The organism is Pseudomonadales bacterium (assembly GCA_041395665.1).
GTDB lineage: Bacteria > Pseudomonadota > Gammaproteobacteria > Pseudomonadales > UBA7239 > UBA7239.
On record JAWLAB010000008.1, the window covers coordinates 47,805 to 73,397 of the forward strand.

General features: G+C 48.3%; 23 protein-coding genes and 1 pseudogene. 4 read left to right on the top strand and 20 right to left on the bottom strand.

The features are described 5' to 3' along the window. The first annotated feature begins 4 nt into the window (after positions 1 to 4). Positions 5 to 1,574 (top strand): annotated as a pseudogene (guaA, locus tag R3E63_10110) (glutamine-hydrolyzing GMP synthase). 100 nt (positions 1,575 to 1,674) lie between these two features. On the opposite strand, the gene R3E63_10115 reads toward guaA, so the two are convergent. Further along, positions 1,675 to 3,477 (bottom strand): DUF1302 family protein, encoded by a 1,803-nt coding sequence (locus R3E63_10115; protein ID MEZ5540277.1) that lies wholly within the window; start codon positions 3,475 to 3,477, stop codon positions 1,675 to 1,677. A gap of 317 nt (positions 3,478 to 3,794) precedes the next feature. Between R3E63_10115 and R3E63_10120 the strand changes: the two genes are divergently transcribed. Further along, on the top strand, positions 3,795 to 4,433 hold the full coding sequence (locus R3E63_10120) for a response regulator transcription factor (protein ID MEZ5540278.1): 639 nt from the start codon (positions 3,795 to 3,797) through the stop codon (positions 4,431 to 4,433). A 3-nt stretch (positions 4,434 to 4,436) separates the two neighbouring features. Here the strand turns inward: R3E63_10120 and R3E63_10125 are convergent, their stop codons facing one another. From R3E63_10125 to R3E63_10160, 8 genes are all read right to left on the bottom strand, one after another. After that, positions 4,437 to 6,302 carry a NahK/ErcS family hybrid sensor histidine kinase/response regulator gene (locus R3E63_10125; protein ID MEZ5540279.1) on the bottom strand — a complete coding sequence of 622 codons (1,866 nt, stop codon included), beginning with the start codon at positions 6,300 to 6,302 and terminating at the stop codon, positions 4,437 to 4,439. Positions 6,303 to 6,317: 15 nt separating this feature from the next. Beyond that, complete coding sequence (locus tag R3E63_10130) at positions 6,318 to 7,922, bottom strand: choline dehydrogenase (protein ID MEZ5540280.1); 1,605 nt, start codon at positions 7,920 to 7,922, stop codon at positions 6,318 to 6,320. 100 nt (positions 7,923 to 8,022) lie between these two features. Further along, positions 8,023 to 10,485, bottom strand: a complete 2,463-nt coding sequence (locus R3E63_10135) for an MMPL family transporter (protein ID MEZ5540281.1) — start codon at positions 10,483 to 10,485, stop codon at positions 8,023 to 8,025. 58 nt (positions 10,486 to 10,543) lie between these two features. Further along, positions 10,544 to 10,843, bottom strand: coding sequence for a hypothetical protein (locus R3E63_10140; protein MEZ5540282.1), 300 nt, complete (start codon positions 10,841 to 10,843; stop codon positions 10,544 to 10,546). Beyond that, a complete protein-coding gene (locus R3E63_10145; GenBank protein ID MEZ5540283.1) occupies positions 10,816 to 11,226 on the bottom strand; it encodes a YCF48-related protein in 411 nt (136 codons plus the stop codon). The genes R3E63_10140 and R3E63_10145 overlap by 28 nt, the downstream gene beginning before the upstream one ends. Positions 11,227 to 11,448: 222 nt before the next feature. Continuing rightward, the gene (locus R3E63_10150; GenBank protein ID MEZ5540284.1) at positions 11,449 to 11,805 is read right to left on the bottom strand and encodes a hypothetical protein; all 357 of its coding nucleotides are present in this window, start codon (positions 11,803 to 11,805) and stop codon (positions 11,449 to 11,451) included. Between the two features lie 472 nt (positions 11,806 to 12,277). After that, positions 12,278 to 13,255 (bottom strand): MFS transporter, encoded by a 978-nt coding sequence (locus tag R3E63_10155; protein MEZ5540285.1) that lies wholly within the window; start codon positions 13,253 to 13,255, stop codon positions 12,278 to 12,280. Positions 13,256 to 13,393: 138 nt separating this feature from the next. Next, positions 13,394 to 13,567 carry a rubredoxin gene (locus R3E63_10160; GenBank protein ID MEZ5540286.1) on the bottom strand — a complete coding sequence of 58 codons (174 nt, stop codon included), beginning with the start codon at positions 13,565 to 13,567 and terminating at the stop codon, positions 13,394 to 13,396. Positions 13,568 to 13,784: 217 nt separating this feature from the next. On the opposite strand from R3E63_10160, the gene R3E63_10165 reads away from it, so the two are divergent. Together R3E63_10165 and mtnA are read left to right on the top strand one after the other, a co-directional pair. Beyond that, positions 13,785 to 14,225: a hypothetical protein gene (locus R3E63_10165; protein MEZ5540287.1), complete on the top strand. Its 441-nt coding sequence runs from the start codon at positions 13,785 to 13,787 to the stop codon at positions 14,223 to 14,225. Positions 14,226 to 14,243: 18 nt separating this feature from the next. Further along, positions 14,244 to 15,347 carry an S-methyl-5-thioribose-1-phosphate isomerase gene (gene mtnA / locus R3E63_10170; protein ID MEZ5540288.1) on the top strand — a complete coding sequence of 368 codons (1,104 nt, stop codon included), beginning with the start codon at positions 14,244 to 14,246 and terminating at the stop codon, positions 15,345 to 15,347. Positions 15,348 to 15,352: 5 nt separating this feature from the next. On the opposite strand, the gene R3E63_10175 is transcribed toward mtnA, so the two are convergent. The 11 genes from R3E63_10175 to R3E63_10225 all read right to left on the bottom strand — a co-directional run bounded on the left by R3E63_10175 (position 15,353) and on the right by R3E63_10225 (position 25,587). Continuing rightward, the gene (locus tag R3E63_10175) at positions 15,353 to 16,222 is read right to left on the bottom strand and encodes a peptidoglycan DD-metalloendopeptidase family protein (GenBank protein ID MEZ5540289.1); all 870 of its coding nucleotides are present in this window, start codon (positions 16,220 to 16,222) and stop codon (positions 15,353 to 15,355) included. A 48-nt stretch (positions 16,223 to 16,270) separates the two neighbouring features. Then, on the bottom strand, positions 16,271 to 16,912 hold the full coding sequence (locus R3E63_10180) for a protein-L-isoaspartate(D-aspartate) O-methyltransferase (protein MEZ5540290.1): 642 nt from the start codon (positions 16,910 to 16,912) through the stop codon (positions 16,271 to 16,273). A 59-nt stretch (positions 16,913 to 16,971) separates the two neighbouring features. Further along, a complete protein-coding gene (locus tag R3E63_10185) occupies positions 16,972 to 17,958 on the bottom strand; it encodes a tRNA pseudouridine(13) synthase TruD (GenBank protein ID MEZ5540291.1) in 987 nt (328 codons plus the stop codon). Between the two features lie 8 nt (positions 17,959 to 17,966). Next, entirely contained in the window at positions 17,967 to 18,446 is a 480-nt protein-coding gene (gene ispF / locus R3E63_10190; protein MEZ5540292.1) for a 2-C-methyl-D-erythritol 2,4-cyclodiphosphate synthase, read from the bottom strand. A 2-nt stretch (positions 18,447 to 18,448) separates the two neighbouring features. Continuing rightward, positions 18,449 to 19,162 (bottom strand): 2-C-methyl-D-erythritol 4-phosphate cytidylyltransferase, encoded by a 714-nt coding sequence (gene ispD / locus R3E63_10195; protein MEZ5540293.1) that lies wholly within the window; start codon positions 19,160 to 19,162, stop codon positions 18,449 to 18,451. Further along, entirely contained in the window at positions 19,143 to 19,445 is a 303-nt protein-coding gene (ftsB, locus tag R3E63_10200; GenBank protein ID MEZ5540294.1) for a cell division protein FtsB, read from the bottom strand. The genes ispD and ftsB overlap by 20 nt, the downstream gene beginning before the upstream one ends. A 17-nt stretch (positions 19,446 to 19,462) precedes the next feature. Next, complete coding sequence (gene eno, locus R3E63_10205) at positions 19,463 to 20,752, bottom strand: phosphopyruvate hydratase (GenBank protein ID MEZ5540295.1); 1,290 nt, start codon at positions 20,750 to 20,752, stop codon at positions 19,463 to 19,465. A 17-nt stretch (positions 20,753 to 20,769) separates the two neighbouring features. Then, a complete protein-coding gene (gene kdsA / locus R3E63_10210; protein ID MEZ5540296.1) occupies positions 20,770 to 21,618 on the bottom strand; it encodes a 3-deoxy-8-phosphooctulonate synthase in 849 nt (282 codons plus the stop codon). After that, positions 21,615 to 23,288, bottom strand: coding sequence for a CTP synthase (locus R3E63_10215; GenBank protein MEZ5540297.1), 1,674 nt, complete (start codon positions 23,286 to 23,288; stop codon positions 21,615 to 21,617). The genes kdsA and R3E63_10215 overlap by 4 nt, the downstream gene beginning before the upstream one ends. 168 nt (positions 23,289 to 23,456) lie before the next feature. Next, complete coding sequence (gene zapE, locus R3E63_10220) at positions 23,457 to 24,539, bottom strand: cell division protein ZapE (protein MEZ5540298.1); 1,083 nt, start codon at positions 24,537 to 24,539, stop codon at positions 23,457 to 23,459. Positions 24,540 to 24,609: 70 nt separating this feature from the next. Further along, complete coding sequence (locus R3E63_10225; GenBank protein MEZ5540299.1) at positions 24,610 to 25,587, bottom strand: 4-phosphoerythronate dehydrogenase; 978 nt, start codon at positions 25,585 to 25,587, stop codon at positions 24,610 to 24,612. Positions 25,588 to 25,593: the final 6 nt, after the last annotated feature.

Consider the following 25,593-nt stretch of genomic DNA (forward strand, 5'->3'; position numbering starts at 1 on the left):
CCACATGAAAAACATTCACGCCCATAAAATTCTAATTTTGGATTTTGGCTCGCAATACACACAATTAATTGCGCGACGCATTCGTGAAGCTGGCGTTTACTGCGAAATCTACGCATGGGATTGCCCTCCCGACGCTATCAAAGAATTTACACCGCGCGGCATTATTTTGTCTGGCGGCCCTGAATCGGTTACTGACAATCAAGGCCCGAGAGCTGCGTCGATTATTTTTGAATTAGGTGTTCCTGTACTCGGTATCTGTTACGGCATGCAAACCATGGCCGAGCAATTTGGCGGCAAAGTGGAAAGCTCTTCATTGCGCGAGTTCGGTTACGCGCAAGTTCAAGTACATGGCGATTCTTTGTTACTGCGCAATATTGCTGATATCGAAAATGAACAAGGCCGCTTTCTCGATGTTTGGATGAGTCACGGTGACAAAGTGACAGCAATACCAGACGGATTTCAACTCATGGCATCAACGCCGAGCTGCCCTGTCGCCGGTATATACTCCAACGAAAAGCGTTTTTACGCGCTGCAATTTCACCCAGAAGTCACGCACACAAAGCAAGGACAACATATTTTTTCAAATTTTGCTTTAGAAATTTGCCAGTGCGAACCACTGTGGAACGCCAGCAACATTGTTAACGACGCCATTGAAACTGTTCGCCAACAAGTTGGCAAAGACAAAGTTTTATTGGGGTTGTCTGGTGGCGTTGACTCTTCTGTTGTCGCGGCATTGCTGCATCGCGCCATTGGCGATCAATTAACTTGCGTTTTCGTGGACAACGGTTTGCTGCGCAAGAGCGAAGGCGATCAAGTGATGGCGATGTTTGCTCAACACATGGGCATCAAAGTAATTCGCGCCAACGCAGAAAATATTTTTCTCAGTAAGCTGTCTGGTATTAATGACCCAGAACAAAAACGAAAAATTATCGGCAACACCTTTATCGAAATTTTTGATGCTGAAGCCACAAAACTGGACGGCGTAAAGTGGTTGGCACAAGGCACTATCTATCCCGATGTTATCGAATCTGCTGCCAGCAAACACGGCAAAGCGCATGTCATCAAATCACACCACAATGTCGGCGGGCTGCCGGAAGACATGCAATTTTCTTTGATTGAGCCACTGCGTGAATTGTTCAAAGACGAAGTACGCAAAATTGGCTTAGAACTCGGCTTGCCTTACGACATGGTGTATCGCCATCCCTTCCCCGGCCCAGGCTTAGGTGTGCGCATACTCGGTGAAGTTAAAAAAGAATACGCCGATATCCTACGAGATGCCGATGCTATTTTTATCGAAGAACTACATAAAGCAAATTGGTATCACAAAGTCAGCCAAGCCTTTGCTGTTTTCCTGCCAGTTAAGTCCGTTGGCGTGGTTGGTGACGGCCGTCGCTATGAATATGTCATTGCACTGCGCGCAGTTGAAACCATCGATTTTATGACAGCGCGTTGGGCACACCTGCCCTATGAATTACTGGAAAAAGTCTCAGGCAGAATCATCAACGAAATCAGCGGCATTTCGCGTGTCACTTATGATGTTTCCTCCAAACCCCGCCACTATTGAGTGGGAATAACTGCCCGCACTGAGGAGGTTACAACAATAACTTCGCGAGTAAATTCAAGGCAATAAAAAAGGAGGTTAAACCTCCTTTTTATTCAACTCAAGCAACACACTTAGAAAGTGTATTTCACATTGAGTGAGATATAGTCACGATCTACCCACAAATTGTTCGGACCTGAGTAGTCACTGTAATAAGCAGAAAATTTCCAGTTCTCTAAGTAAGTCAGCTCTGCACCAACGCTCCACCACAAATTCTGTTCGTTGTAGGCAAATGTAGAGAAGCTCCCTTCGATACCGTAGTTTACGAAGAAAGGGATAACCAAATCAGCACCTTCGAATACATTCTTGTACTCAGGCATAAACTGCATACTCATGCCGTAGCCAGATTTAGTAAATGCACCCAAATGCGCAAACTGCAGATCGTCATCCTCATACCCACCAACAACCCAGCCCCCCAATTCGCCTACCAGCGTTGCGGTATCCCACAGCGCACTAGGCTGCAGCATATATGTACCACCGATATTGAAACTGTGAATTTCAGCGCGGCGAGGCCAACTAAATGCAGCCGTATTTGCTACAACATTGGCAGCAGGATAACCTTTGGGCCATACACCAAAGCCGTTAGCGGCATAGTAGCTTGGGTCTTTACAGTGAGCGCGCATTAAATCTTTCGCCTCACACGCTGGTACGAGAGGCGCATTGGCGCGATAAGCATATTCAGCCCCAACCTGCACACCACCAATGACCGTGTTCATAGAAAGGCCGTACATACGAATGTTGTCAAAATAGTTAATGCCGTAAGGAGCGTTACCACTCGGTAAATTATTTTCAGGCAAAGTAGCTAACTCTTTAGGAGAAAGTATGGAAGCAGAGCCGTTCCCCGCCCAGAACATTGGATATTTATCACTATAATTGACTATGTAAAAACCAAGTTCCGTGCCATCAGCAAGAGCCTGTCTTACCGCCAAACCAAATTGTTTATTGTTATTAGGGTGATGCTCGACGCGTTCAAAGCCTGCCCCTCCAACTTGTGGTAGCGCAATAAATCTATCGCCGTCAATAAAGTCTTGCATAGAGAAGAACGAACCCGTTGGAAACAAGGTCGACTTAATCCATTCATACTGCCAATACGCCTCAATGGTTGTTGAATCCGTTGCTGAAAACGATCCGTAAACGGCGCCTGTCGGCAAAAATACTTCTTTTAACTCAACACCAGGCACGGTTGCTGCGGCAGAATCCACGCGGTTTTGGGCAAAGGCAATGCCACCCTGCAGCATCAGCGCCTCACCCCAAGTTACTACTTGGCGACCAACACGAACATCTAAGCTGCGGCCAGCAATATCAAATGAACCATAGAGGTAGGCATCTAAGAAACGCGCTTTGTAGCCCATGGTGTGCTTGTATTCTTCATCCCACCAATGATCGACATTGTTGATCTTATCTGCGGCAAGCTGGTTGTTGCTTCCAGCTGCTCCAACATAGGGTGCCAAATATTTGTCGGACCAGCTAGGGCGATCAAACGGTACAGAATCATAAAAAATCTGCGGACGCAAAAAGAGCCCTACATTTTTATAAGAAATATTGATATCAGAAAGAATACCTACACGATTAGAAACAGTGTCCCATTTATCGTAGTTACGCGTGCCATCATCAGAGTTCATGCGTTGTACATATTCTTTAAAAGCCTTTGAGTCAGGGTTTGCCATGGCAAACTTTCGATCAATGTGTCCACCCAACAGGTTTTTATCGCGACCCTCTACTCGCCATTGACGACCGTAAGTAATGGTTGTATCCAAGTTGACTTTTAGTTCGTCTGATACTTCAAACTCAAGTGCATGAGTTTGCACCGATAGAGGCAGCAACCCAGCAACAACTATTGCTTTTGCCAACCCGCTGAATCGATTTTTTATTTTCATCTTTTCTCCACCCATGTTGATGTTTTTTTGTTATACCGCGCGCCACAAAAATTCCATGGCACATAGAAAGACTCACGGTGCGGGATTAAGCCAGAAAAAACTGTAAAGTGCAAAGTAAAATTTCCTTATTTTTTAATAACTCAGCCAACTTTCCTCTCCTTTTGCGTTAATACAAGAAAAACTGTTACCGATGGTTACAAATTGATTAGGGAATTGTAGGAATTACCCTGCGCGATGAGTCTGTATACCTTTAGAGCAAGGGCGTTCACGGCTTTTTTGTTATGATGGCAGCTCCTTGCAAATCAGTACTCCGCACCATGAGCACCAAAATCGTTATTGCCGATGACCATCCACTTTTCCGCAACGCACTGTGTCAGGCGGTAAAGCAAGTAGTAAAAGATGCTCAAATACTGGAATGCGACAGCATCGACTCGCTTGAAAGCCTGCTGTCTCAACAAAGCGAAATCGATTTAATTTTGCTGGATTTACGCATGCCAGGGGCGAATGGCTTTTCTGGTTTAGTGCTTATCCGCGGACAATACCCAGACATTCCCGTTGTCGTGATTTCAGCCAGCGATGACCATGTCATCGTGCAGCGTGCTATTGAGTACGGCATCTCTGGCTTTATTCCCAAGGCATCGGATCTCAGCCAAATTGCCGCTGCACTGCAGAGTATTTTGGATGGATCACTTTGGCTGCCTAGCCAACTACCACAACCTGCTGACAACGCCGAGCGCGAGTTTGCTCAGCGCCTCAAGACGCTGACACCCCAACAACTGCGCGTGTTTATGATGTTGACGAAAGGCTTGCTCAACAAACAAATTGCTGGCGAAGTGAATGTTTCAGAAGCCACTGTTCGCACGCACATGACCGCTATTTTCCGCAAGCTGGGCGTAAGGAATCGCACGCAAGCGGTATTGGCGGCCGGCTACTTAAATATCGAAGAACCCAGCTAATTGCTATCGATTTTGCAGCGACGACATCAACGCGCGCAACTTGGCGGGCTTCACGGGTTTTGCCATAAACAGATAGCCACGATCTTCCACCAAGCGCCGAATATCTTCCGTGTTGTTGGCAGTGATCACTAAAACAGACAAATCGCGTTTTGCCGCGCTGATCAAATGACCCGCCACATCCAAGCCTGTCGCGCCGTCATCTAACTGATAATCGGCGATCACAAGATCCGGTAAGTTTTGCTGCAATGCCTGCATGGATGACGCAGCATCATGTGCCGTCGCCACAGCGCAACCCCAGCCTTCCAGCAACGCCCTCATACCTGCTAGCACGCTAGGTTCGTTATCAACGCACAAAACGGTGAGTGCAAGATTACCTCCTGCATGGATGGCAGTTGTTTGTGCAGGCATCAGCATAGAAGGCTGAGCATGAGCGATAGGAACATCGACTGAAAACACTGAACCGTGTTGCGGCCAAGAGCGTAAGTTAATGGGATGATCAAGCAGCCGCGAGATGCGATCAGCAATTGCAAGCCCCAAACCTAAACCTCGCTCGCCTTTATCATGCTCAGGCGTTTTTAGGCGGTGAAACTCTAGAAAAATTTCACTGCATTTATCTTGTGGAATGCCGGGCCCTGTATCCCACACCTCTATACGCAACATATTTCCTAAACGCCGACAACCCAACAGCACTCGACCGCTACTGGTGTAACGAACCGCGTTCGACAAAAAGTTCTGCAAAATGCGGCGCAATAAATGCGGATCACTCCACACAGCTTGGTGCGTTTGCACCATACGAAAGTCGATATTGCGCGCCTGTGCCAAGGCAGTGAAATCTCGCCCTAAACGATCAAATAAATCTTTTAAATAAAAAACTTCTCGCTTTGGTTCGACTACACCAGCGTCCAAGCGAGACGCTTCAAGCATACTGTTGATCAACGCATCTGCCGCTTGCAGCGATAACACAATATTTTCTGAAAAAGTTTGCAACTCGCTCTCGTGTGTTTTTTGCGCCAAAGCGGATGCAAACAAAGAGGCGGCATTCAGTGGCTGCATCAAGTCATGGCTCGCCGCAGCAAGAAATCGCGTCTTCGATAAATTGGCCTGTTCGGCTTCTGACTTTGCCAACTCCAATTCTTGCGTACGCTGCTGTACACGTAATTCCAATGTTTCATTGGATGCACGCAATTGTCGTTCTAACTCTTTGTGCGCGGTAATATCGGTATAGCTCGTGACAAAACCACCGCCAGGCATTGGATTACCGCTCACCTCCAACACACGCCCTTCTGGTCGATAGCGTTCAAAGTTATGCGGATTACCTTCCTTCAAATAACGAATACGCTTTTCAACCTCAGCATCCAATTCTTCTGGCTGGCAGCCAATTTTTTCGAGATTAAATCGAATCAAATCTGCAACTGGTCTACCGGTTCTTACATAATCATCGGGATACTCAAAAAACTCTAAATAGCGTTTATTCCATGCCACCATGCGCATCTGTTGATCAACAACACTGATACCTTGTGAGATGTGTTCAATCGATGATTGAACCAACTCCTGCATGAATTCAAAAAAGAATCGTGCACCACTGATGATACTAAGCACATCGGCAATTTGAACGGCGCCGCGCACAACAAACGCACGCACCATATTGCCAATAGCCACAGATTCCGTATTACCGACAGACTGACAAATAATCTCTTCAGCGACATCAATATCAAAAGTAGAAACAACTAACTCTCCGCTAAACGCTTTACCTTGTGCAGCGTAAGCTTGTTGAAATTTTATTGTCGCTTCATCAGGCGGCATAAACCCCTGAGCAAACTCGATTAACTCTTTGAGTAAAACCAGCGGTTTGACTTCAGGGGCATCCACAAACAATACCTAGCATCAAGCCTCAGCAGGCAACTTACGACCGAGAATGAGATCGGAACATTTTTCACCGATCATCATGCAAGGCGCGTTGGTATTGCCGCCAATTAATGTTGGCATGATGGAAGCATCTGCAACGCGCAATCCTTCAATCCCGTGTACACGCAATTCATTATCAACAACGGCTTGTTCATCCGATCCCATTTTGCAGGTGCCAACAGGGTGATAAACCGTTTCGCACACTTGGCGCAAAAACTCACGGATTCTACCTTCATCCGTTAAATGTTTATCTGGGCGCGATGGCTCGCCCATCAAACCATCCCACGCTTTGGCTTGTGCAATATCGCGCACAATTTCATAGCTGCGTTGTATCACTTTCCAATCGTGCTCATTGTCGAGAAAATTAAAATCCACCAAGGGTGATGCAAACGGATCCGCACTCGCCGGTGTGACAGAGCCACGACTCTGCGGGCGCAGCTGACAAGCGTGAATTGACATGCCGTGTTGCTTAGGGATTGGATCAATCAAACCGTGCATCAGAATCGGAATAAAGTGCAGCTGAATATCAGGAATCGCTAAATCAGACGATGATTTCACAAAACCGCCCGCTTCAATCATGTTGCAAGCAGCAATGCCTTTGCCGAGCACAAAATATTCAAAGGCTGTTTTAATTTGCAGTGGAATTTGCGTTGCTGCAGCATTCATTGTGATTGGCTTGGTGCAAGTGTAGTTGACCAAAATATCCAAATGCTCTTGCAAATTATGACCGACACCTGGCAGATCTTTTAGTACTTTGATACCGGCGCGTTCTAAATCTTCTTTACGACCAATACCTGAAGTTTGCAGAATATGTGGCGACTTGATAGCACCTGCCGACAACACCACTTCGCGTTTCGCTTCTACTAAACAGGACTTGCGACCCTGCTGATACTCCACGCCCGTTGCGCGATTGCCGTCCAACAAAATTCGCGTGACATGTGCGCCAGTCACAATCGTCAAATTAGGACGCTTACGCACTTCCGGCGTAAGAAAAGCTACTGCAGAACTGGAGCGTTTTCCGTTACGCAAAGTGGCTTGATAGCGTGCAAAGCCTTCTTGCTGCGCGCCATTAAAATCATCCGTTGCTGAGTAGCCCAACTCTAAACCCGCTGCAATAAATTTGTCGTACAAAATATTATCGCAAGGTGCGTCAGAAACTTTTAAGCCACCACCCACACCGTGGTAGCGCGACTCGCCGCGCACATTGTCTTCGGAGCGCTTGAAGTACGGCAGCACTTCGTTATAAGACCAACCGGCATTGCCCAACTCGCTCCAATGGTCGTAATCCCATTGATTGCCGCGAATGTAAACCATGCCATTCAAGCTGCTCGACCCGCCCAACAATTTTCCACGCGGCACATAAATTTTGCGATTATTCAATGCAGGCTGTGGCACGGTGTACATCTGCCAATTCATTTTGTTGCTTTTTAATACTTCCGCAGCACCGCCTGGCATATGCACCATAGGATTATTGTCTTTTGGACCCGCCTCTAACAGCAGCACTTTATGTTGTGTGTTTTCAGACAATCGCGCAGCTAATACACAACCTGCCGACCCTGCACCAATGACGATGTAATCAAACATGATGACTCCTTTTCTTTAATCAATTTGGGTAATCGTTACAAATAAAAAGCCCGTGCAGACCACGGGCTTTAGTCATTTTTATCAAAACATTAAAACAACATCAGGTCGCTGCTTTGCCGCCTTTAGGCAGCAAAAAATGCGCCAAGGCAGGAAGCAGCGTCAGTGCACCCACCATGTTCCAAAGGAACATGAACACCAACAAAATACCCATATCTTTTTGGAATTGAATTGCAGACCAATACCAAGTGGCCACACCCAACGCCAAAGTTAAGCCGGTAAAACTGACGGCTTTGCCAGTCGTTTTTAATGTCAGCAAATACGCATCACGCAATGATTTGCCTTCTTTAAAATAGCCTTCCATACGGCTGTAGATATAAATACCGTAATCCACACCAACACCAACGCCTAAAGTGATAACCGGCAGCGTGGCAACTTTTACACCGATACCCAGTTTTGCCATCAATGCTTCACATAAAATTGAGGTCAATGCCAACGGGCCTAAGATACAAAGCATCGCTTTAATGGATGGGAAGGTGAAGAACACCAGCGCAGCGACCACGGCATAAACCAACCACAGCATTTTATTTTGTGCCGAATGAATTTCTTGGTTAACTGCAGCAGCAATACCCGCATTGCCTGTAGCCAATCTGAACTGTACTTCTGCTGTATTGTGTTGATCAGCAAAGTCTTTAACGACTTTAGCAACGCGATCCAATGTTTCAGCTTTGTGATCTTTCAAAAAAGCCACAACGGGAGCAAAGCTACATTTTTCGTTAACCAGCCCCATATCCGAAGTTATGCTAAAAGAGCCATCAATGGCTTCTTGGTTGCGCCCCAAAGCCATCCATTTGATATGACCTTCAGTCAAACCCGCAATAAAGTTTTTGGCGACAAACGCAGCGGATGCGGTAGCTTGCACACCTTCAGTATTATTAAGCACCCACTCCAAATCATCCATGGCTTCCATGTTTTTTTGCTTAAAGCAATCGTTCGGCGCCGTTGTCACCATAGTGACAAATAAATCAGAACTGGTTGCATAATTTGAAGTGATAAATTTGACATCTTTGTTATAGGTGGAGTCAGGTCGCAACTCTGGTGCACCTTCCGCAATATCACCAATTTTTAGAAATTGTCTTTCGTAAACGCTATATACAGCCAATGTTCCCGCAAAAATTAGCGAAATAATGGCCCATTTTGATTCCGTAAACTTCGCCAAAAATAACCAGATAAAAGAATCATTTTCTTGGCTCAACTGCATATGTTTTACACCGGATGGAGCAATGCCCGAGTAAGACAAGAGAATAGGCAACAACATTAATTTTAATACGATCAGCACTGCGGTGCCGATACAAGCTGTATAGGCCAATTCTTTGATGGCTGAAATAGGAATCAACACCATCGTTAAAAAGCTGAATGCGTTAGTCAGCAACGCAGTGATGCCAGGCAAGTAGTTGGTTCGGAAAGCACGACGGCTGGCTTGTAACTTGTTGTGTCCATTCGCCATCTCGACAGCCATTGCGTTCACATACTGCACACTGTGGCTAACACCGATAGCCACCAGCAAAAACGGCACCAGCATTGAGAACAGCCCTATCCCAGAAAAGACCTCCACATTTTCAAGCACGCCATTTACTTTTACAGGCACATTGCCGTAAGGGACACTAAATTCTGACATCACGCTCAAAATGCCCAACATCCAAACAACTGCGATAACCGAAGTTAGCAACGGCATCAATGCTGCGCGCCAGCAGCGAGCATATAAATACAAAAGCACAATGGTTAGCACGATGGCTATCGCACCAAAGAATACAATTTGACTGGAACCTGTAATGAAATCACCGATCATTTTAGGTTCACCGATGATATAAACGCGGTACTTGCCGCCGTACTGTTTATCGATATCCGTACGGATGCTTTCCAAAATATCGCCTAAATCTTGGAAATCGATCGTGTCGCCCGTCGCATGCCCTCTTTCAGGATCATCACTGGGGTAAGTGGAATAAACATACGACTCCACAATAGAAGATTTGAAGTTATCTGAAATCAGTCGACCGATTTCTGTAGAGCGAAACACATTGAGTTTAACGCGCTCTAAACTTTCTGCGCTGCCGTCATATTCACCAGGAATCAAACGATCGCCATCAAAACCCTGTGGCGTTACCGCCTGCCAGCGCACGGATGGCGCCCACATTGAGCGCAATGAAGTGCGGTCAACACCATTGATATTAAACACTTTGTCGTGCACATTTTGCACAACTTGCAGATACTCTTTCTCAAAAATATCACCTTGTGTATTTTCTATCGCGATTTTGAAAGATAGACCTTTCTGCGTTAGATCATCCAAGCGACTAAACATATTTTGTAAATATTCATGCTGCATCGGCAGCATTTTTTCAAACCGCGCATCAATTTTGATTCTGGTCATTTCAAAACCGAAATAAAGCGTCAACACTGAAATAATCACCAGCCACATGGGGCGGCGATTAAAGATCAGTTTCTCCATTCTTTTTTCTTCGTCACCGTAACGGTACGGCTCACCGTATTGACGCGCTGCTCCAGCCATACTGCTCAACCTCTAGCTTAAAGTTATTGTTTTATCGAATTATCAACAGGAGTAACAATTACAAACTGGCTGGCGGCACAATCTCCACACCGCCCGCTCCAACAAGAATGTAATTGCCATCTGCTGCCACAGCGACCGATGCAACAGTCAGCCTGTTCTTGCGAATATTCTCTTGAAAAGTGCGGCCACCATCGCGGCTTCTTAAAAAAGCACCATCGTTACCTACCGCTAACACCGTATCTTTATCAACAAACAATGCGGTGTTGATATTCTTATGCAGTGTCTCAACAATTTGCTTCCAGCTGTTGCCGCGATCCAATGAGCGATACATCACACCGCGTAAGCCGGCAATAAACACTTCGCTCTCTGAAACGATATTGATCGCAAAAAATGAGCCTTTTTCTGGATCGGGGACTCCAATTGCGTCCAATTGACACCGCCATTGGTACTGCGGAGAACTTGCCCCGCTTCACCGACGATATACATCAGATCTCCCTGACCCACGACGGCGTTGAGATGGTTTTTATCAGGATTATTTAAGCGATCAGCAACGCTAGCCCATGTCACACCACCGTCTGTGGTGGTAATAAATTCGCCAAAAGCACCGACAGCGAAACCGGTTTGCGCATCGCGAAACCACACATCCATCAGTGGGTTAGCGACTGTGTGAGTCAATGCGGCTTTAGCGTCGTCAAGATCAGCTTCCACACTAGAAATTTTGTCATCGAGTTCTGCCACCATGGCTTCTACTTGAGCGTGCGCAGTGTCAGCGGCGTCCTCACCATCAACGCTTTCAGGAGTCTCTTCACCCGTTGATTGACTCAGCCCCTCTAGCTGATCTTCTGCTGCGGCCTTATTTTTTCTAATTCCTTTAGTTTTTCTTCTAGCACGGGAATACTGCTAGCCATGAGCTTGCGCGTAAATTTCAAACCATCTAATTGGATTGCCCATGTTTTACCAGCGTCACTGGTATGCAGCACCAAGGCGTCGTGGCCAACCGCCCAACCGTCTGTTGGCGATATAAAAGACTGCGTTGATCATAGATCGCGTAGGAACTTCTGATTGCTGCCAAGTCTTGCCATTGTCATCAGAAGTGGCGATATGCCCTCGTTCACCGACAATAACCAGTCGATCACCCGCACGCGCGATATCCAATAAAAGTGACTGTGCCACTTTCTCGCTTTTAATCGCTGGTTTCTGGCTGCCGGTTGAGGTTTCTTGCGCGGTGGCCACCATGCAGGTTGCCAGTAATACCGTTGTTGCTGTAACTCCGCGCAACAGCGCGACTAAAGCCCGAGAGGACGCGTTTCTTTTACTCATTCTTATGTGCCCTGAATCATCTACGTAAAACATGCCAACACCATCTCGACGCACAGCGCCAAGCAATGCGGCATACCATAAAGCTGTGCCAGCAGAAGCAGGTACCGCAAAGCCGATTGACCGGTTTTTTGCTGGCGAGACTTTCTACTTGCGAGGAACTCAATATTCGTAGCTTACTAAGGTAGTGCCATCTTGTTGTCGGCCTTCCTCCGCCAACAAGACTGGCCAATCTTACCGCACACCTTCTACAGGTAAACCGAAGTAAGACCAGCTAAACCTCTAATAACTTTTAGGCTTCCCGTGGTATTGCAGCAACATCCAAGCACCACATAACAAAATAACCACCGCAACAAAAGGCGCTCGGGGATACCACTCATACAATACGCCCGCACCAAAAGGGCCAATGACATAACCCAACGCAGGGCACGCAGCCAAAAGCCAGCAATCGCGCCTTGTTCATTGGCTTCCACGCTCAGCGAGACCGCCGCTGAAAATCCGGACCTGTAATCCCTAAGCCCAAACCCAGCAACACAACGCTCACACACAAAAGACTCACGCCCGTCGCTATTGCCAACAAGCCAAAGCCCAATACCATCAATGGAATTCCCACTTGCAGCAGTTTTGATGGCGACCATCCCAATCGCTGCACCAAGATCAGCTGCCCAAACACGGTGGCGCCAGCCATGAGCGCTTGCGTGATGCCTAGCAGTGTTGCGGAACTCAAAGCATCACGCCCTGTGACATACGGCAGATAAAAACCCATCATCTGTGTAGAGACAGACATACCCAAATACACAATAACGCCTACCAACAACAAATGACGGTAACGCACATCAAAATAACCGAGCTTCCCAGCTGGCGCTTCATGATGCTGTGCAGTCGAGGCATGGCGCGTCGGCTCCACCAAAAACTTAGCCACTAAAACGGCAATACACAGCGCCAACACAACCGCAGCATACAAAGGCGCTAACAGTGACCAAGCGCCCAACATCACCAGTGACGGCCCAACAATGGCACCGACACCATGCGCTGCACCGGTTTGGCTCAAACCCACTGCGCGTTCGTCCGGCAAAGTAATATCGATGACATACGCGGTGATGGCTGGCAGCATCGCCGCAATCAAAAATGCTTGCAGTAACCGACTGGCAAAAACGCCGTAATACAGCGTATCCACGGCAATGAGCTGCATCTGACTCAGTGTAAAAAACAGCACTAATAACAATGCGGAGAAGCAATAACCGCCGACGCCAATCAAGATAGAAGTGCGCCGTCCCCACTGATCACTTTTCCTGCCCCACCATGGGCTCACTAGAAAAACCATCAACGCAGCACAACTGCCAATCAGAGTAATTTGTCGCGTCGTCAAACCCAAATCAGTACCAATCAACGGCAACAGACTAAACACCACGCTGTTAACAACGCCGTACGATGTCACTGTGAGCAACAGCACCCAATACGAAAGAGGATTCGGGCAGCGAGAAGTTGGGGATTTTAGCGCTAGCAAAAGGCACCCTTTAGGATGTAAACGACAAAAACAACAAAGGCCGCTCGAAGCGACCTTTACCGTAGTGCAGTGTAATGCTGTGGATTAGGCAGTTTGTACCATTTCAAAATCGTACTTGCTGACGCCGCATTCTGGGCATTCCCAATCATCGGGTACATCTTCCCATTTAGTGCCTGGCGCAATACCTTCTTCTGGCAGGCCTTTCTCTTCGTCGTAGATAAAGCCACAAATTACACATTCAAACTTTCTGTACGCCATAAGGCCTCCACTCAACATTTCTCGAATACGGCAAAGCGCCGCATTATAAACAGATTGCCAGCCGATACTCACTGCGACAATCCGATGCCCGCTGCACTACTGTGCCGAACGCCATTGTATGCAGCGAATAGGAGGCGATACTGACCTTTATCAATACTTCAGTATTCACCTTTATACTGATCGCCCTGCAAATGCTTGCCTTCAAGGATCGCTGACCGTGAACCGACTCCTCCTTTCCCTCTTGGCTTTTTTTGTCAGCACCGCAAGTTTTGCCGACGGGCCAAGGTACCAAGTTCTTACACAACTTGAAGGCATGACCATTAACTACTTTGTATCAAGCGGCGTCGTTAAAACCACGCTGTACGCGACCAATCACGACCGCATCCCCGTTATTTGCGATGCAAAAATGATCACCAATCGCCAAGAAGTAACCAAAGCGCAAGACCAATCTGTTGCGCCACAGCAAACAGCCGTTTTTGCCTTCCGCCACGGAAAATCCATCACGGATATTCGTCTTTACTTAATGTGTACAGCAGATAAAAACGCCAAGATTGAAGAGCTACCACCTACCACACAACCTCAAAAAACCTCACCAGAAAAAAGAGTAACACCGCAAAAAACTATTCCTGTAGTGGAAGAAGATCTCGGCCGTTACTGATATTGATTAGGCAGAACCATGTACATCCAAGACACTTACTACCGCAGCATTTGGCATGATGCGAACACAGACAGTGCCGTTATTTTTGATCAGACTTTATTGCCGCATCAAATCAAACAATTGCAGCTCAATAGCTTGGGCGATGTCTGTTACGCCATCGCCAGCATGCAAGTGCGCGGCGCACCGTTGATCGGCGCTTGCGCTGCTTTCGGTTTGTATTTTGCGCTGCGTGTAGATGATTCACCGGAACACGAAGAATCGTCTGCACTACAACTCATTGCTACGCGCCCCACTGCAATCAACTTGCGTTGGGCAGTAGAACGCGTACGCGCTTCCATTGCATCGACACCTTATGGAAAAAAAGCAAAAGCCGCGCTATTAGAAGCACAAAAAATTTGCGAAGAAGATGTCAGTGTTTGCTCGGCCATTGGCGAACATGGCTTGACTTTGATTGAAGCGATTCATCAAAAAAAACAAACACAAAACCAATCACCCACTGTGAATGTTTTGACGCATTGCAACGCGGGTTGGATTGCCACCGTCGATTGGGGAACAGCATTAGCGCCCATTTATAAAGCGCATTTGGCGGGCATACCTGTGCATGTGTGGGTCGATGAAACACGCCCGCGTATTCAAGGCGCGCTCACCGCGTGGGAATTGCAGCAAGCCGGTGTGCCGCACACTTATATTACGGACAACACGGGCGGTCATTTGATGCAACACAGCCTGGTGGATTTATGCATTGTCGGCACCGATCGCACCACTGCGCAAGGCGATGTGTGCAACAAAATTGGCACTTATCTCAAAGCACTCGCCGCCCAAGATAACAACATCCCCTTTTATGTTGCACTGCCCACTTCAACGATTGATTGGACAGTGCGCGACGGTTTGCGTGAAATTCCTATCGAAGAACGCGACAGTTTTGAATTGACGCATGTACTGGGTGTGCAAGCCAACAACAGCACCGTGCAACATATTCGCGTCACGCCAGAACACATACACGCTGCCAACTATGCGTTCGATGTCACGCCTGCGCGTTTAGTCAGCGGCTTAATTACCGAGTACGGTATTTTTTCTGCGTCCAGTGAAGGCTTGCAACAGTTACGCGATAATCATTTGTAAAACAATTATCGGCGCGGCAAATACAGTAATGGATCTACCGGCTTGCCTGCTTTGCGGATTTCAAAATGCAATTTGGTTTTATCCGCACCGGTCGAGCCGACATGCGCAATCACTTGACCTTTTTTCACCGTATCGCCTTCGGCAACTAACAGCTTGCTGTTGTGTCCGTAAGCACTGAGAAACTGATCGTCATGCTTGATGATCAGCAACTCACCGTAACCCGCCAGACCACTGCCCGCATACACCACAGAACCAGATCCTGCTGCTTTTACAGGATCACCCTGCTTACCTTCTAAATCGATGCCTTTACGCAAAGGATCGTTGGCAGAAAATAGTGTGATCACGCGACCATTGGTTGGCCACAACCACTGCCCGCTACTGCCTGATGCAACAGTAGTTGACGCTGCCACACTGCTAGTAGCGGCGCTATTTGTTCCGCTAGTTTGTGGCGTTGAAACTTCGCGAACACCGCTGGAAGTAGATGCTGTGGAGGACGCCACCTCTACAACAGGCTGATCATCTTGTACCGCCGTCACTTTGACACCGCGCGGTGTGGACACTGCACGTGACTCGGCAAGACGCGTAGCGGAATCACTCTCCGCCAACATAATTTTTTGCCCCGCATGTAAGCGATAAGGCGCAGCAATACGGTTGCGCTGCGCTAACTCACGCGCATCCACGCCATAACGCCAAGCGATGGAATACAGTGAATCGTCGCGCGCTGCGATGTGATAATTCAAACGAATGCTGGGCGGCTGCGCCATCTGCTCGATGGGTGGTAGTTTTGCTGGCTTCTGGCAGCCGGCCACCAATGCGGATAACAATGCCAAGAAAAACGATAATAAAAACGATCCTGCCATTGCATTGCGTCTCACTATTATTTGCTCCATTTCTTACTCATTAATTTTTCATTAAACGATTAATTAACTGCGTACCACACCGCGCACAAAAGGTACGAAACGCGCAGGCTCGATGGGCATGTGTTCGTACTCACCGGTTTCTGCATCGCGCACCACCATCACCAAATGCTGCTCATCACCACCCACCGGCGAAATCAATACGCCACCTGGTGCTAATTGTTGCAATAAACGCTGTGGAATTTCTAAGGGTGCTGCAGCTGACAAAATACCGTCAAAAGGCCCTGCTTCTTCCCAGCCTATCGCACCATCTGCGTGACGCAAAAAAACATTGTCGTGTTTTAACAAACGCATACGCTGTTTTGCTTTTTCCAACAGTGGTTCGATACGCTCCATGCTGTAAACTTTTTTCGCCAATTGTGCGAGCACAGCAGTTTGATAACCTGATCCCGCGCCAATTTCCAACACGCGATTGAGAGGGCCGCGTGATAACAGCAGCTCCGACATACGCGCCACGGTATACGGCTGCGACAGCGTTTGGTTATAACCGATAGGCAGCGCATCATCTTCATAAGCGCGATGTGCTAGTGCATCATCAACAAAAATGTGGCGCGGTGTTTCGCGAATGGCATTGATCACTTCAAAATTGCAGATGCCTTGATCCATCAAGCGTTCAATCAAACGATCGCGCGTGCGTCGCGATGTCATGCCTCGTCCATCAAAATTGAAATCGTTCACGCCAAACTACCCATACCATTATCTTTTAACTATATCACAGCGGTTTCGTTGCTCGCTGTCTGCACATTTTGCAGCTGCAAGCACTCACGCAGCACAGCCGTAGCATAAGTACCTACAGGCAATGTAAAGCACAACACTACATCATTTTGTTCGCGCTGAAAGTGCGCCTCAGCAACGGGCAATAACAGCGCTCGCCTTTCTTGTTGCAAGCCCACATGCTCCAGCTTTTCACAGAACGCTGCGTACGGTGCTAACAAGTTTTGCTCGCGCACTGCCAACTCTCCCTGACTTTTAGCGCGACCGCGACCCCATAAAGGAGCAGAGGCCACCACTTCCGGATCGCCCTCCACGCACTGCCGCCAATCGCCTGCTTGCACGCGATCCGCTAACACGCGATTGAACAACCACGAGCGCAAGGCAGAGACCGCAAATTGATGTTTGCGCTCGCGCCACTGCTTGGCATGCACTGGCAACAATGCCTCCGCCTGCTGCAAATTACTGCCACCGCGCCCAAAGCGCTGCTCACCAAAATAATTCGGCACGCCCTGCGCCACCACTTGCTGCCAGCGCTGTTCCAATGCATCGACATCGCCCTGCACATCGCGCAAACGAATCACAAACGCATTGCCCGCGTGTATGCCTCGGCGCAACTTACAGTGATGCATGTTTGTCGCCAAAACCGTGCAGCCTTCTAGTTGCAACTGCGATGCATCCAACACGCGTTTGCCGATATACAAACTGAACCACTGCCGTGTAATCGCGCGGCGATCTTTTAAACCGCAGTAGCCGACATCCATTAATTTGATACCGGCCCACTCTGCCAACTGCTTGGCAACGAACACGGTATTTTGTTCGGTTTTCTCGATATGCAAACACAAGTGTTCACCTTCGCCCGACAATACAAAACCAAGCTGTTCATCGACAAAAAAATCGCTCGGCTGCTGGCGAAAAATAGCGTGAATATCCAGCTCAGGAAACGCGTGAGGGAATTGCAAATCGAACAACGGTTTTTGCATAAGAAGGTTTATGGAGAAAGTGATTCGAGTAACACAACTGCTTGTGCCACAATGCCTTCTTTGCGCCCTTCAAAACCCAACTTTTCTGTAGTGGTGGCTTTGACGCTGATTTGATCCAACGCAACGCTCATCACTTGCGCAACGCGCTGCTGCATTTGCTCGCGATACGGCAACACTTTCGGCGCTTGCGCGATGATGGTGATATCTGCATTACTCAAGCGCCAACCTTTTTCACTAATCAATTGATAAACACGCTGCAACAAAGCACAACTGTCTGCGCCTTTGTACGCTGCATCCGTGTCAGGAAAATGTTGACCTATATCACCGAGCGCTAACGCGCCGAGCAGCGCATCACACAAAGCGTGCAACGCAACATCGCCATCTGAATGTGCAATCAAACCTTGCTCATGCGGCACAGCAACACCGCACAACATCACATGATCGCCTTCACCAAAACGATGCACATCGTAACCTTGCCCGATGCGTATTTTCATACCGACTCACCACGCTCAAGATAAAACGCCGCTAAGGATAAATCTTCTGGATAAGTGATTTTGATATTGCTGCGTGTGCCTTCCACGATTTTCACTGCATGCCCCACCAACTCCAACGCTGACGCTTCATCCGTAATATTTTTTTTCTCGATGCGAGCCTGCTGTAGTGCATCGAACAATAATTTGAAACGAAACATCTGCGGTGTTTGCGCTTGCCAAATTGCGCTGCGATCTACAGTTTTAGTAACCGCGCTATTCTCCACTTGCTTCAAAGTATCCGTCGTCGGCACTGCCAAAATACCGCCCACTGCATCCTGTGACAGCGTATCAATCAACAGGCGTAAATGTTTTTCTGTGAGGCAGGGGCGCGCTGCATCGTGCACCAACACCCAATCATCATCTGCTGCAACACTTTGCAAAGCCGTCAATGCAGACAACACAGAATCTGCGCGCGTTTCTCCACCCACAACAAATTGCACGCGTGCATCTTGCAAGCCAGACAACGACGCAGCACGCGTGTCATTAGTATGTATCGCTATCACCAATTTTTTTAGTGCGGGTAGTTTTAGCAGTATTGCTGCACTGCGCTCCAACACCGTCGTTGCATGCAACAAGGCATATTGTTTGAGCTCGTCCGCATCAAAACGACTGCCAGAACCCGCTGCAGGAATCACAGCAAACAAATGCGGTTCAACGCTGTTTGTTGCCATTGCGCGCTTTTTCCTGCTCATCAACAATCAACACGAAGGTTTCATCTTTATGAATCATGCCCATATCACGGCGCGCACGATCTTCCACACTGCTGCCGTTTTTAAGCGCCTCAATTTCTGAAGCCAAGGCTTGATTGCGCGAACGCAAATGTGCGTTTTCTAATTGCTGTTGTTGAATATCGCGTTTCAATTCGGCAATTTGCGCCAAGCTTCCTTCACCCACCCACAGGCGGTACTGCAGGAAGCCCAGCAACACCAGCAAAATCAAAACGACCCATTTCATTGTGGGTCAAGCCGCAATTAAGCGCGAAACTCTGCGCGACCGCGATACGGCGCTTTACTGCCCAGTTCTGCTTCGATGCGCAGCAAACGGTTGTACTTCGCCACGCGATCAGAACGGCACAGTGAACCGGTTTTGATTTGACCGGCAGCCGTCGCCACCGCGAGATCGGCAATGGTGCTGTCTTCTGTTTCGCCAGAGCGATGCGAAATGACTGCGGTGTAGCCCGCTTTTTTCGCCATCGCAATTGCATCCAAAGTTTCACTCAAAGAACCAATTTGATTGAACTTGATCAAGATAGAATTGGCGATACCTTTTTCGATACCTTCTTTCAAAATTTTAGTGTTGGTGACAAACAAGTCATCGCCCACCAATTGCACTTTTGCGCCCAGCTTTTCGGTTTGCAATTTCCAGCCAGCCCAATCACTTTCATCTTGACCATCTTCAATCGAGATAATGGGATAGTCATTGCACAAACCAGAGAGATAATCCGCAAAGCCCGCTGAATCAAAGGATTTGTTTTCGCCCGCCAAAACATATTTGCCATCTTTGTAAAACTCAGATGAGGCACAATCGAGCGCCAGCGTCACATCTTTACCCAATTGATAGCCAGCATTCGCCACCGCTTCTTTAATCACCGCCAGCGCTTCCGCATTAGATGACAAGTTAGGTGCAAAACCGCCTTCATCACCCACGGCTGTATTCAGACCTTTCGCCTGCAATACTTTTTTCAGTGCGTGAAAAATTTCCGCGCCCCAGCGCAATGCTTCTGCAAAATTGGGCGCGCCGACGGGCTGCACCATAAACTCTTGAATATCAACATTATTGTCAGCGTGTTCGCCGCCGTTAATAATGTTCATCATCGGCACTGGCATGCTGTATTGATTGGGCGTGCCGTTAATTTCAGCGATATGTTGGTACAGCGGAATATTTTTTGCTGCCGCCGCTGCTTTTGCCGCAGCTAAAGAAACCGCAAGAATGGCGTTGGCGCCGAGCTTGGCTTTGTTTTCTGTGCCGTCAGCGTCAATCATAATTTTGTCGATGTTGCGCTGCTCACTGGCATTTTTTCCCAACAGCAAATCACGAATCGTGGTGTTGATATTCGCTACCGCTTTCAACACACCTTTGCCGAGATAACGCGCTTTATCACCATCGCGCAATTCCAACGCTTCGCGCGAACCCGTTGACGCACCAGAAGGCGCGCAGGCGCTACCGACAAAGCCACCTTCCACCGTGACTTCTGCCATCACCGTTGGGTTGCCGCGTGAATCTAAAACTTCAAACGCTTTGATGTCGATAATTTTACTCATAGGAAATCTCCTTGAAATTACGCAATAGTGAGTGCGGGAAGATTTTTGACTAAATCATCCACCGCTTTCATTTGACTGAGAAAAGCTTCTAATTTATCGAGTGGCAGTGCACAAGGGCCGTCGCATTTTGCTTTATCGGGATCGGGATGCGCTTCAAGAAACAAACCAGCAATACCTTGCGACATGCCCGCGCGACCCAATTCCACTACTTGTTGACGGCGACCGCCGGCAGAATCGGCGCGACCGCCTGGCATTTGCAGGCTGTGGGTCACATCAAAAATTACGGGATAACCCATTTGTTTCATGATGCCGAAACCAAGCATATCCACCACTAAATTGTTGTAACCAAAACACGAACCGCGCTCGCACAACATCAAGCGGTCATTGCCCGCTTCGTTACATTTTTTCAGAATGTGTTGCATTTCATGCGGCGCAAGAAATTGCGCTTTTTTGATATTGATCGCCGCTTTAGTTTTTGCCATCGCCACCACTAAATCGGTTTGGCGCGACAAAAAAGCTGGCAACTGAATCACATCGCACACTTCTGCCGCTGGTGCGCACTGCTCTGGCTCGTGCACATCAGTAATCACCGGCACGCCAAAAGTTTTTTTGATTTCTTGAAAAATTTTTAAGCCTTCATCCAAGCCAGGACCGCGAAAAGAAAACATCGACGAACGATTAGCTTTATCAAACGAGGCTTTGAACACATAAGGAATGCCAAGCTTCGCAGTAACTTTGACATATGCCTCTGCCACTTGCAGCGCCATGTCGCGCGATTCCAACACATTCATGCCGCCAAACAGCACAAACGGTTTATCGTTGGCGACATCAATGCTAGACATGCTGACCGTTTTTTGCGCTGTCATTGTTGCTTTCCTTTCTGTTCTTGCTTTCCTTTCTGTTCTTGCTGTCCTTGCTGATACGCCAACGCTGCTTCTACATAGTGACGGAACAACGGATGCCCATCACGCGGCGTCGAAGTAAATTCAGGATGGAACTGACAAGCAACAAACCAAGGGTGATCGGGAATTTCGATCATTTCCACCAAAGTGCGATCTTCCGACAAACCACCAAAACGCAAACCGGCCTGCTTTAATTTTTCGACATAGTGATTATTTACTTCGTAGCGATGACGATGACGCTCGCGAATTTGTCCTGCGCCGTACACCGTGCGTGCCAGTGAGCCTTCCACTAAATGACACACTTGTGCGCCTAAACGCATCGTGCCACCTAAATCAGAATCTTCGTTGCGCTGCTCAACTGCGCCAGAGGCATCTTTCCATTCCGTAATCAAACCAATGACTGCATCTGGCGTGTGACTATCAAACTCAGTGCTATTGGCTTTTGCCAGACCCAACACATTGCGCGCGAATTCAATCACCGCAACTTGCATGCCCAAACAAATACCGAGGTACGGAATTTTTCGGGTGCGCGCAAAATTTACTGTGAGAATTTTTCCTTCCACACCGCGAATACCAAAACCACCCGGTACCAAAATCGCGTCGACATCGCCGAGCAATTTTTCTACGGTTTCTGGCGTAACGGTTTCGGAGTCAATGTAACGCACTGTCACTTTGGTAGAGGTATGAATACCGGCGTGCATCAAAGACTCATTGAGCGATTTGTACGCATCGAGCAATTCCATGTATTTGCCGACCATCGCCACAGTGACTTCGTGCTGCGGTTTCATCAAACCGTCTACCACGCGATCCCATTCACCGAGATCACAAGGCTTGGCTTGCAAATGCAATTTCTCCACCACGATGTCATCCAAGTTGCGTTCGTGCAGCAAGCGCGGAATCGCATAAATGGTTTTTGCATCGGGCAGCGCGACAACGGCGCGGAAATCAACATTGGTAAACAGCGCGATTTTGCGGCGCGAATCTTCGTCCACTTCGATTTCAGAGCGGCACAACAAAATATCCGGCTGCAAACCAATCGAACGCAATTCTTTCACCGAATGTTGTGTCGGTTTGGTTTTCACTTCGCCGGCAGTGGCGATGTAAGGCACTAGCGTTAAGTGCATCAACAGTGAGCGATTGCTGCCCAATTCCACGCGCAATTGACGCACCGCTTCCAGAAACGGTTGTGATTCGATATCGCCGACCGTGCCGCCGATTTCTACCAAGGCGATATCCGCATCGCCCGCGCCTTCCAACACACGGCGTTTGATTTCATCGGTGACATGCGGGATGACTTGCACCGTGCCGCCGAGGTAATCGCCACGGCGCTCTTTGCGCAAAATGGTTTCGTACACACGGCCGGTGGTGAAGTTGTTGCGCTGGCTCATGCGTGTGCGCAGGAAGCGTTCGTAGTGACCGAGATCGAGATCGGTTTCGGCACCGTCTTCGGTGACATAAACCTCACCGTGCTGGAATGGACTCATGGTGCCTGGATCCACATTCAAGTACGGATCCAACTTCATGATAGTGACCTTGAAGCCACGCGCTTCAAGGATGGCACCCAGTGACGCAGAAGCGATCCCCTTGCCGAGAGAAGACACCACGCCGCCAGTGACAAAAATAAAACGCGTCATAAAAAACCCTTGCATTCCAGCCACTTAGAAAGCAACTGGACACGCTATTCGCTAATGAATTGTTTTGACTAGGTGCTGCGCGGTAGAGGAAAAACAGCGGCGCAAATCACCTCAAAGACGGGAAGTCAGCCTACCAGAAAGGGGCATTTCAGACAATGAAATCAATGGCTAAGGATGGTGTTCGCGTGCCAAATATTCATGAGATTGCATCTCCAACAAACGGCTCTGCGTGCGTTGAAATTCAAAAGTGAGACGGCCGCCGCTGTAGAGTGATTCCAGTGGTTTCTCGGCAGAGATAATTAACTTCACATTGCGATCGTAAAACTCATCAACCAGATTGATGAAGCGGCGCACTTGATCATCAATGCCTTTGTGCAACGCCGGCACATTGGACAACAGCACCGTGTGGTACTCGCTCGCCAGATCAATGTAGTCATTCTGCGAGCGCGGACCATCGCACAGCGCGGCAAAATCAAACCACACAATACCTTCCGCTTCACGGCGCGCAGGAATAATGCGCCCTTCCACTTCCAGATCCACTTGCTCGCGCCATAAACGATTCGACAGCACAGCAAAGTTGTCCGACAACATGGTGTCCACTGCCGCATCCAAAGGCCAGTGATACAGCTTCGCCTGCTCCAGCGTGCGCAAGCGGTAATCCGTGCCGCTATCCACATTCACCACATCCACATTTGCTTTCAACACGGCAATCGCTGGCAAAAAGCGTTCGCGTTGCAAGCCATTTTCGTACAAACGATCAGGAACAATATTGGAGGTCGCCACCAAACTCACGCCGCGCGCAAACAGTTTTTCCATCAAGTTGCCGAGTATCATTGCGTCGGCAATATCCGAGACAAAAAATTCGTCAAAACATAGGATGCGCGTTTCTTTAGCCAAACGATCCGCCACGACATCCAACGGGTTTTTCTGATCTTTCAGCGTGCGCAATTCTTGATGCACGCGGCGCATAAAACGATGGAAATGCAGACGCATTTTTTGCGGAAAGGGCAGCGCCTCGAAAAAAGTGTCCATCAAATAGGTTTTGCCGCGCCCTACGCCGCCCCAAAAATACAAACCGCGACAGGGCTTGTTATGGCGGCGCAATAAACGCGCGAACACATTGCCGTCATTGCGCGATGCCATCAGCTCGTCATACAAACGCTGTAAATGTTCCACCGCAATTTTTTGTGCGGCGTCGGCGACAAAATCCGGTCGCAGCAAATCTTGTTGGTAGCGTTGCAGAGGCGTCATAGCAAGGTAGGCATCAATAAAAGCGGCGTCACTCTAGCCAGCACGATTAGGTTTGGCAATCTAAAAACACTCAGAGACCGCATTTGCGGCGCGGGTGATAAAACTTGCGCAAGCGATCAAACGCCAATGCGCCATCCACCGGATATTGCTCACGCAGCGCGGCATCGTCTTCAAAAATTTCGTACGGCTTTATGTCGCCATCCAATACGACAGGCGCAACGCTGGGTGCTTGCTGGAGAAATGCACACAGCGCCTCATAAACCATTTCTGTGCCGCGCAATTTTCCTTCCGCGCTGTAACCGGCAATATGCGGTGTGCCGATAGCCACTTGTGCCAATAAATCACCGTTAATTTTCGGTTCGTTTTCCCATACATCCAACGCTACTTGCAGATCTTGCTGTTGCTCCAAGCGCTGCAGCAATGCTGCATTATCAATCACGGCACCGCGCCCAGCATTCAGCAAAACTGTTCCCGCTTTTAACTGATGGATACGCTCGGCATTGAATAAATGATGCGTAGGATGTTCGCCCGTTTTTGTCAGCGGCGTGTGCAGGCAAATCACATCGCACTGCATCACTGCCTCTAAATCCACCAATGGAAAATCCGTATTGGATAAAAATGGATCGTTGCCAACCGCATTTACACCCAACTTACGCAAGCAGCGCAATAAACGCCCTCCAACATTACCGCAGCCCACCACACCGACACGCGCGGTTTTCAAATCCACTTGCAAGCCATTCAGTGCAGCAAGCACATATTCCACTACCGCTTGCGCGTTGCAGCCTGGTGCAAAAGCAAAATGAATGCCTTCTTTTTTGAGATAGTCCAGATCGACATGATCTGTACCTATCGTACAACTACCAACAAATTTTACGGCGCTGCCTGCTAACAAATTTTGATCAACATTAGTCACAGAACGCACTAATAGCATATCCGCATCACGCACATCCGCTGCTGAAATACTTCGCCCTGCTAAAAAAACCAATTCGCCAAAATGCGAAAAAAAATGTTTGGCGTAAGCGATATTTTCATCGATGACAATTTTCATTGCTTT

Excerpts from the sequence above, each read along its gene's own strand:
- R3E63_10115 (MEZ5540277.1), bottom strand. The coding sequence starts at position 3,477 with ATGAAAATAAAAAATCGATTCAGCGGGTTGGCAAAAGCAATAGTTGTT.
- R3E63_10160 (MEZ5540286.1), bottom strand. The coding sequence starts at position 13,567 with ATGGCGTACAGAAAGTTTGAATGTGTAATTTGTGGCTTTATCTACGAC.
- eno (MEZ5540295.1), bottom strand. The coding sequence starts at position 20,752 with ATGAGTAAAATTATCGACATCAAAGCGTTTGAAGTTTTAGATTCACGC.
- kdsA (MEZ5540296.1), bottom strand. The coding sequence starts at position 21,618 with ATGACAGCGCAAAAAACGGTCAGCATGTCTAGCATTGATGTCGCCAAC.
- R3E63_10135 (MEZ5540281.1), bottom strand. The coding sequence starts at position 10,485 with ATGGCTGGAGCAGCGCGTCAATACGGTGAGCCGTACCGTTACGGTGAC.
- ispD (MEZ5540293.1), bottom strand. The coding sequence starts at position 19,162 with ATGGCAACAAACAGCGTTGAACCGCATTTGTTTGCTGTGATTCCTGCA.
- R3E63_10150 (MEZ5540284.1), bottom strand. The coding sequence starts at position 11,805 with ATGAGTAAAAGAAACGCGTCCTCTCGGGCTTTAGTCGCGCTGTTGCGC.
- R3E63_10145 (MEZ5540283.1), bottom strand. The coding sequence starts at position 11,226 with ATGGTGGCAGAACTCGATGACAAAATTTCTAGTGTGGAAGCTGATCTT.
- R3E63_10185 (MEZ5540291.1), bottom strand. The coding sequence starts at position 17,958 with ATGCAAAAACCGTTGTTCGATTTGCAATTCCCTCACGCGTTTCCTGAG.
- ftsB (MEZ5540294.1), bottom strand. The coding sequence starts at position 19,445 with ATGAAATGGGTCGTTTTGATTTTGCTGGTGTTGCTGGGCTTCCTGCAG.
- R3E63_10130 (MEZ5540280.1), bottom strand. The coding sequence starts at position 7,922 with ATGTTTGATTACATCGTCATTGGTGCAGGGTCGGCAGGTTGTGTATTA.
- R3E63_10180 (MEZ5540290.1), bottom strand. The coding sequence starts at position 16,912 with ATGACATCGCGACGCACGCGCGATCGTTTGATTGAACGCTTGATGGAT.
- zapE (MEZ5540298.1), bottom strand. The coding sequence starts at position 24,539 with ATGACGCCTCTGCAACGCTACCAACAAGATTTGCTGCGACCGGATTTT.
- R3E63_10225 (MEZ5540299.1), bottom strand. The coding sequence starts at position 25,587 with ATGAAAATTGTCATCGATGAAAATATCGCTTACGCCAAACATTTTTTT.
- mtnA (MEZ5540288.1), top strand. The coding sequence starts at position 14,244 with ATGTACATCCAAGACACTTACTACCGCAGCATTTGGCATGATGCGAAC.
- R3E63_10120 (MEZ5540278.1), top strand. The coding sequence starts at position 3,795 with ATGAGCACCAAAATCGTTATTGCCGATGACCATCCACTTTTCCGCAAC.
- R3E63_10215 (MEZ5540297.1), bottom strand. The coding sequence starts at position 23,288 with ATGACGCGTTTTATTTTTGTCACTGGCGGCGTGGTGTCTTCTCTCGGC.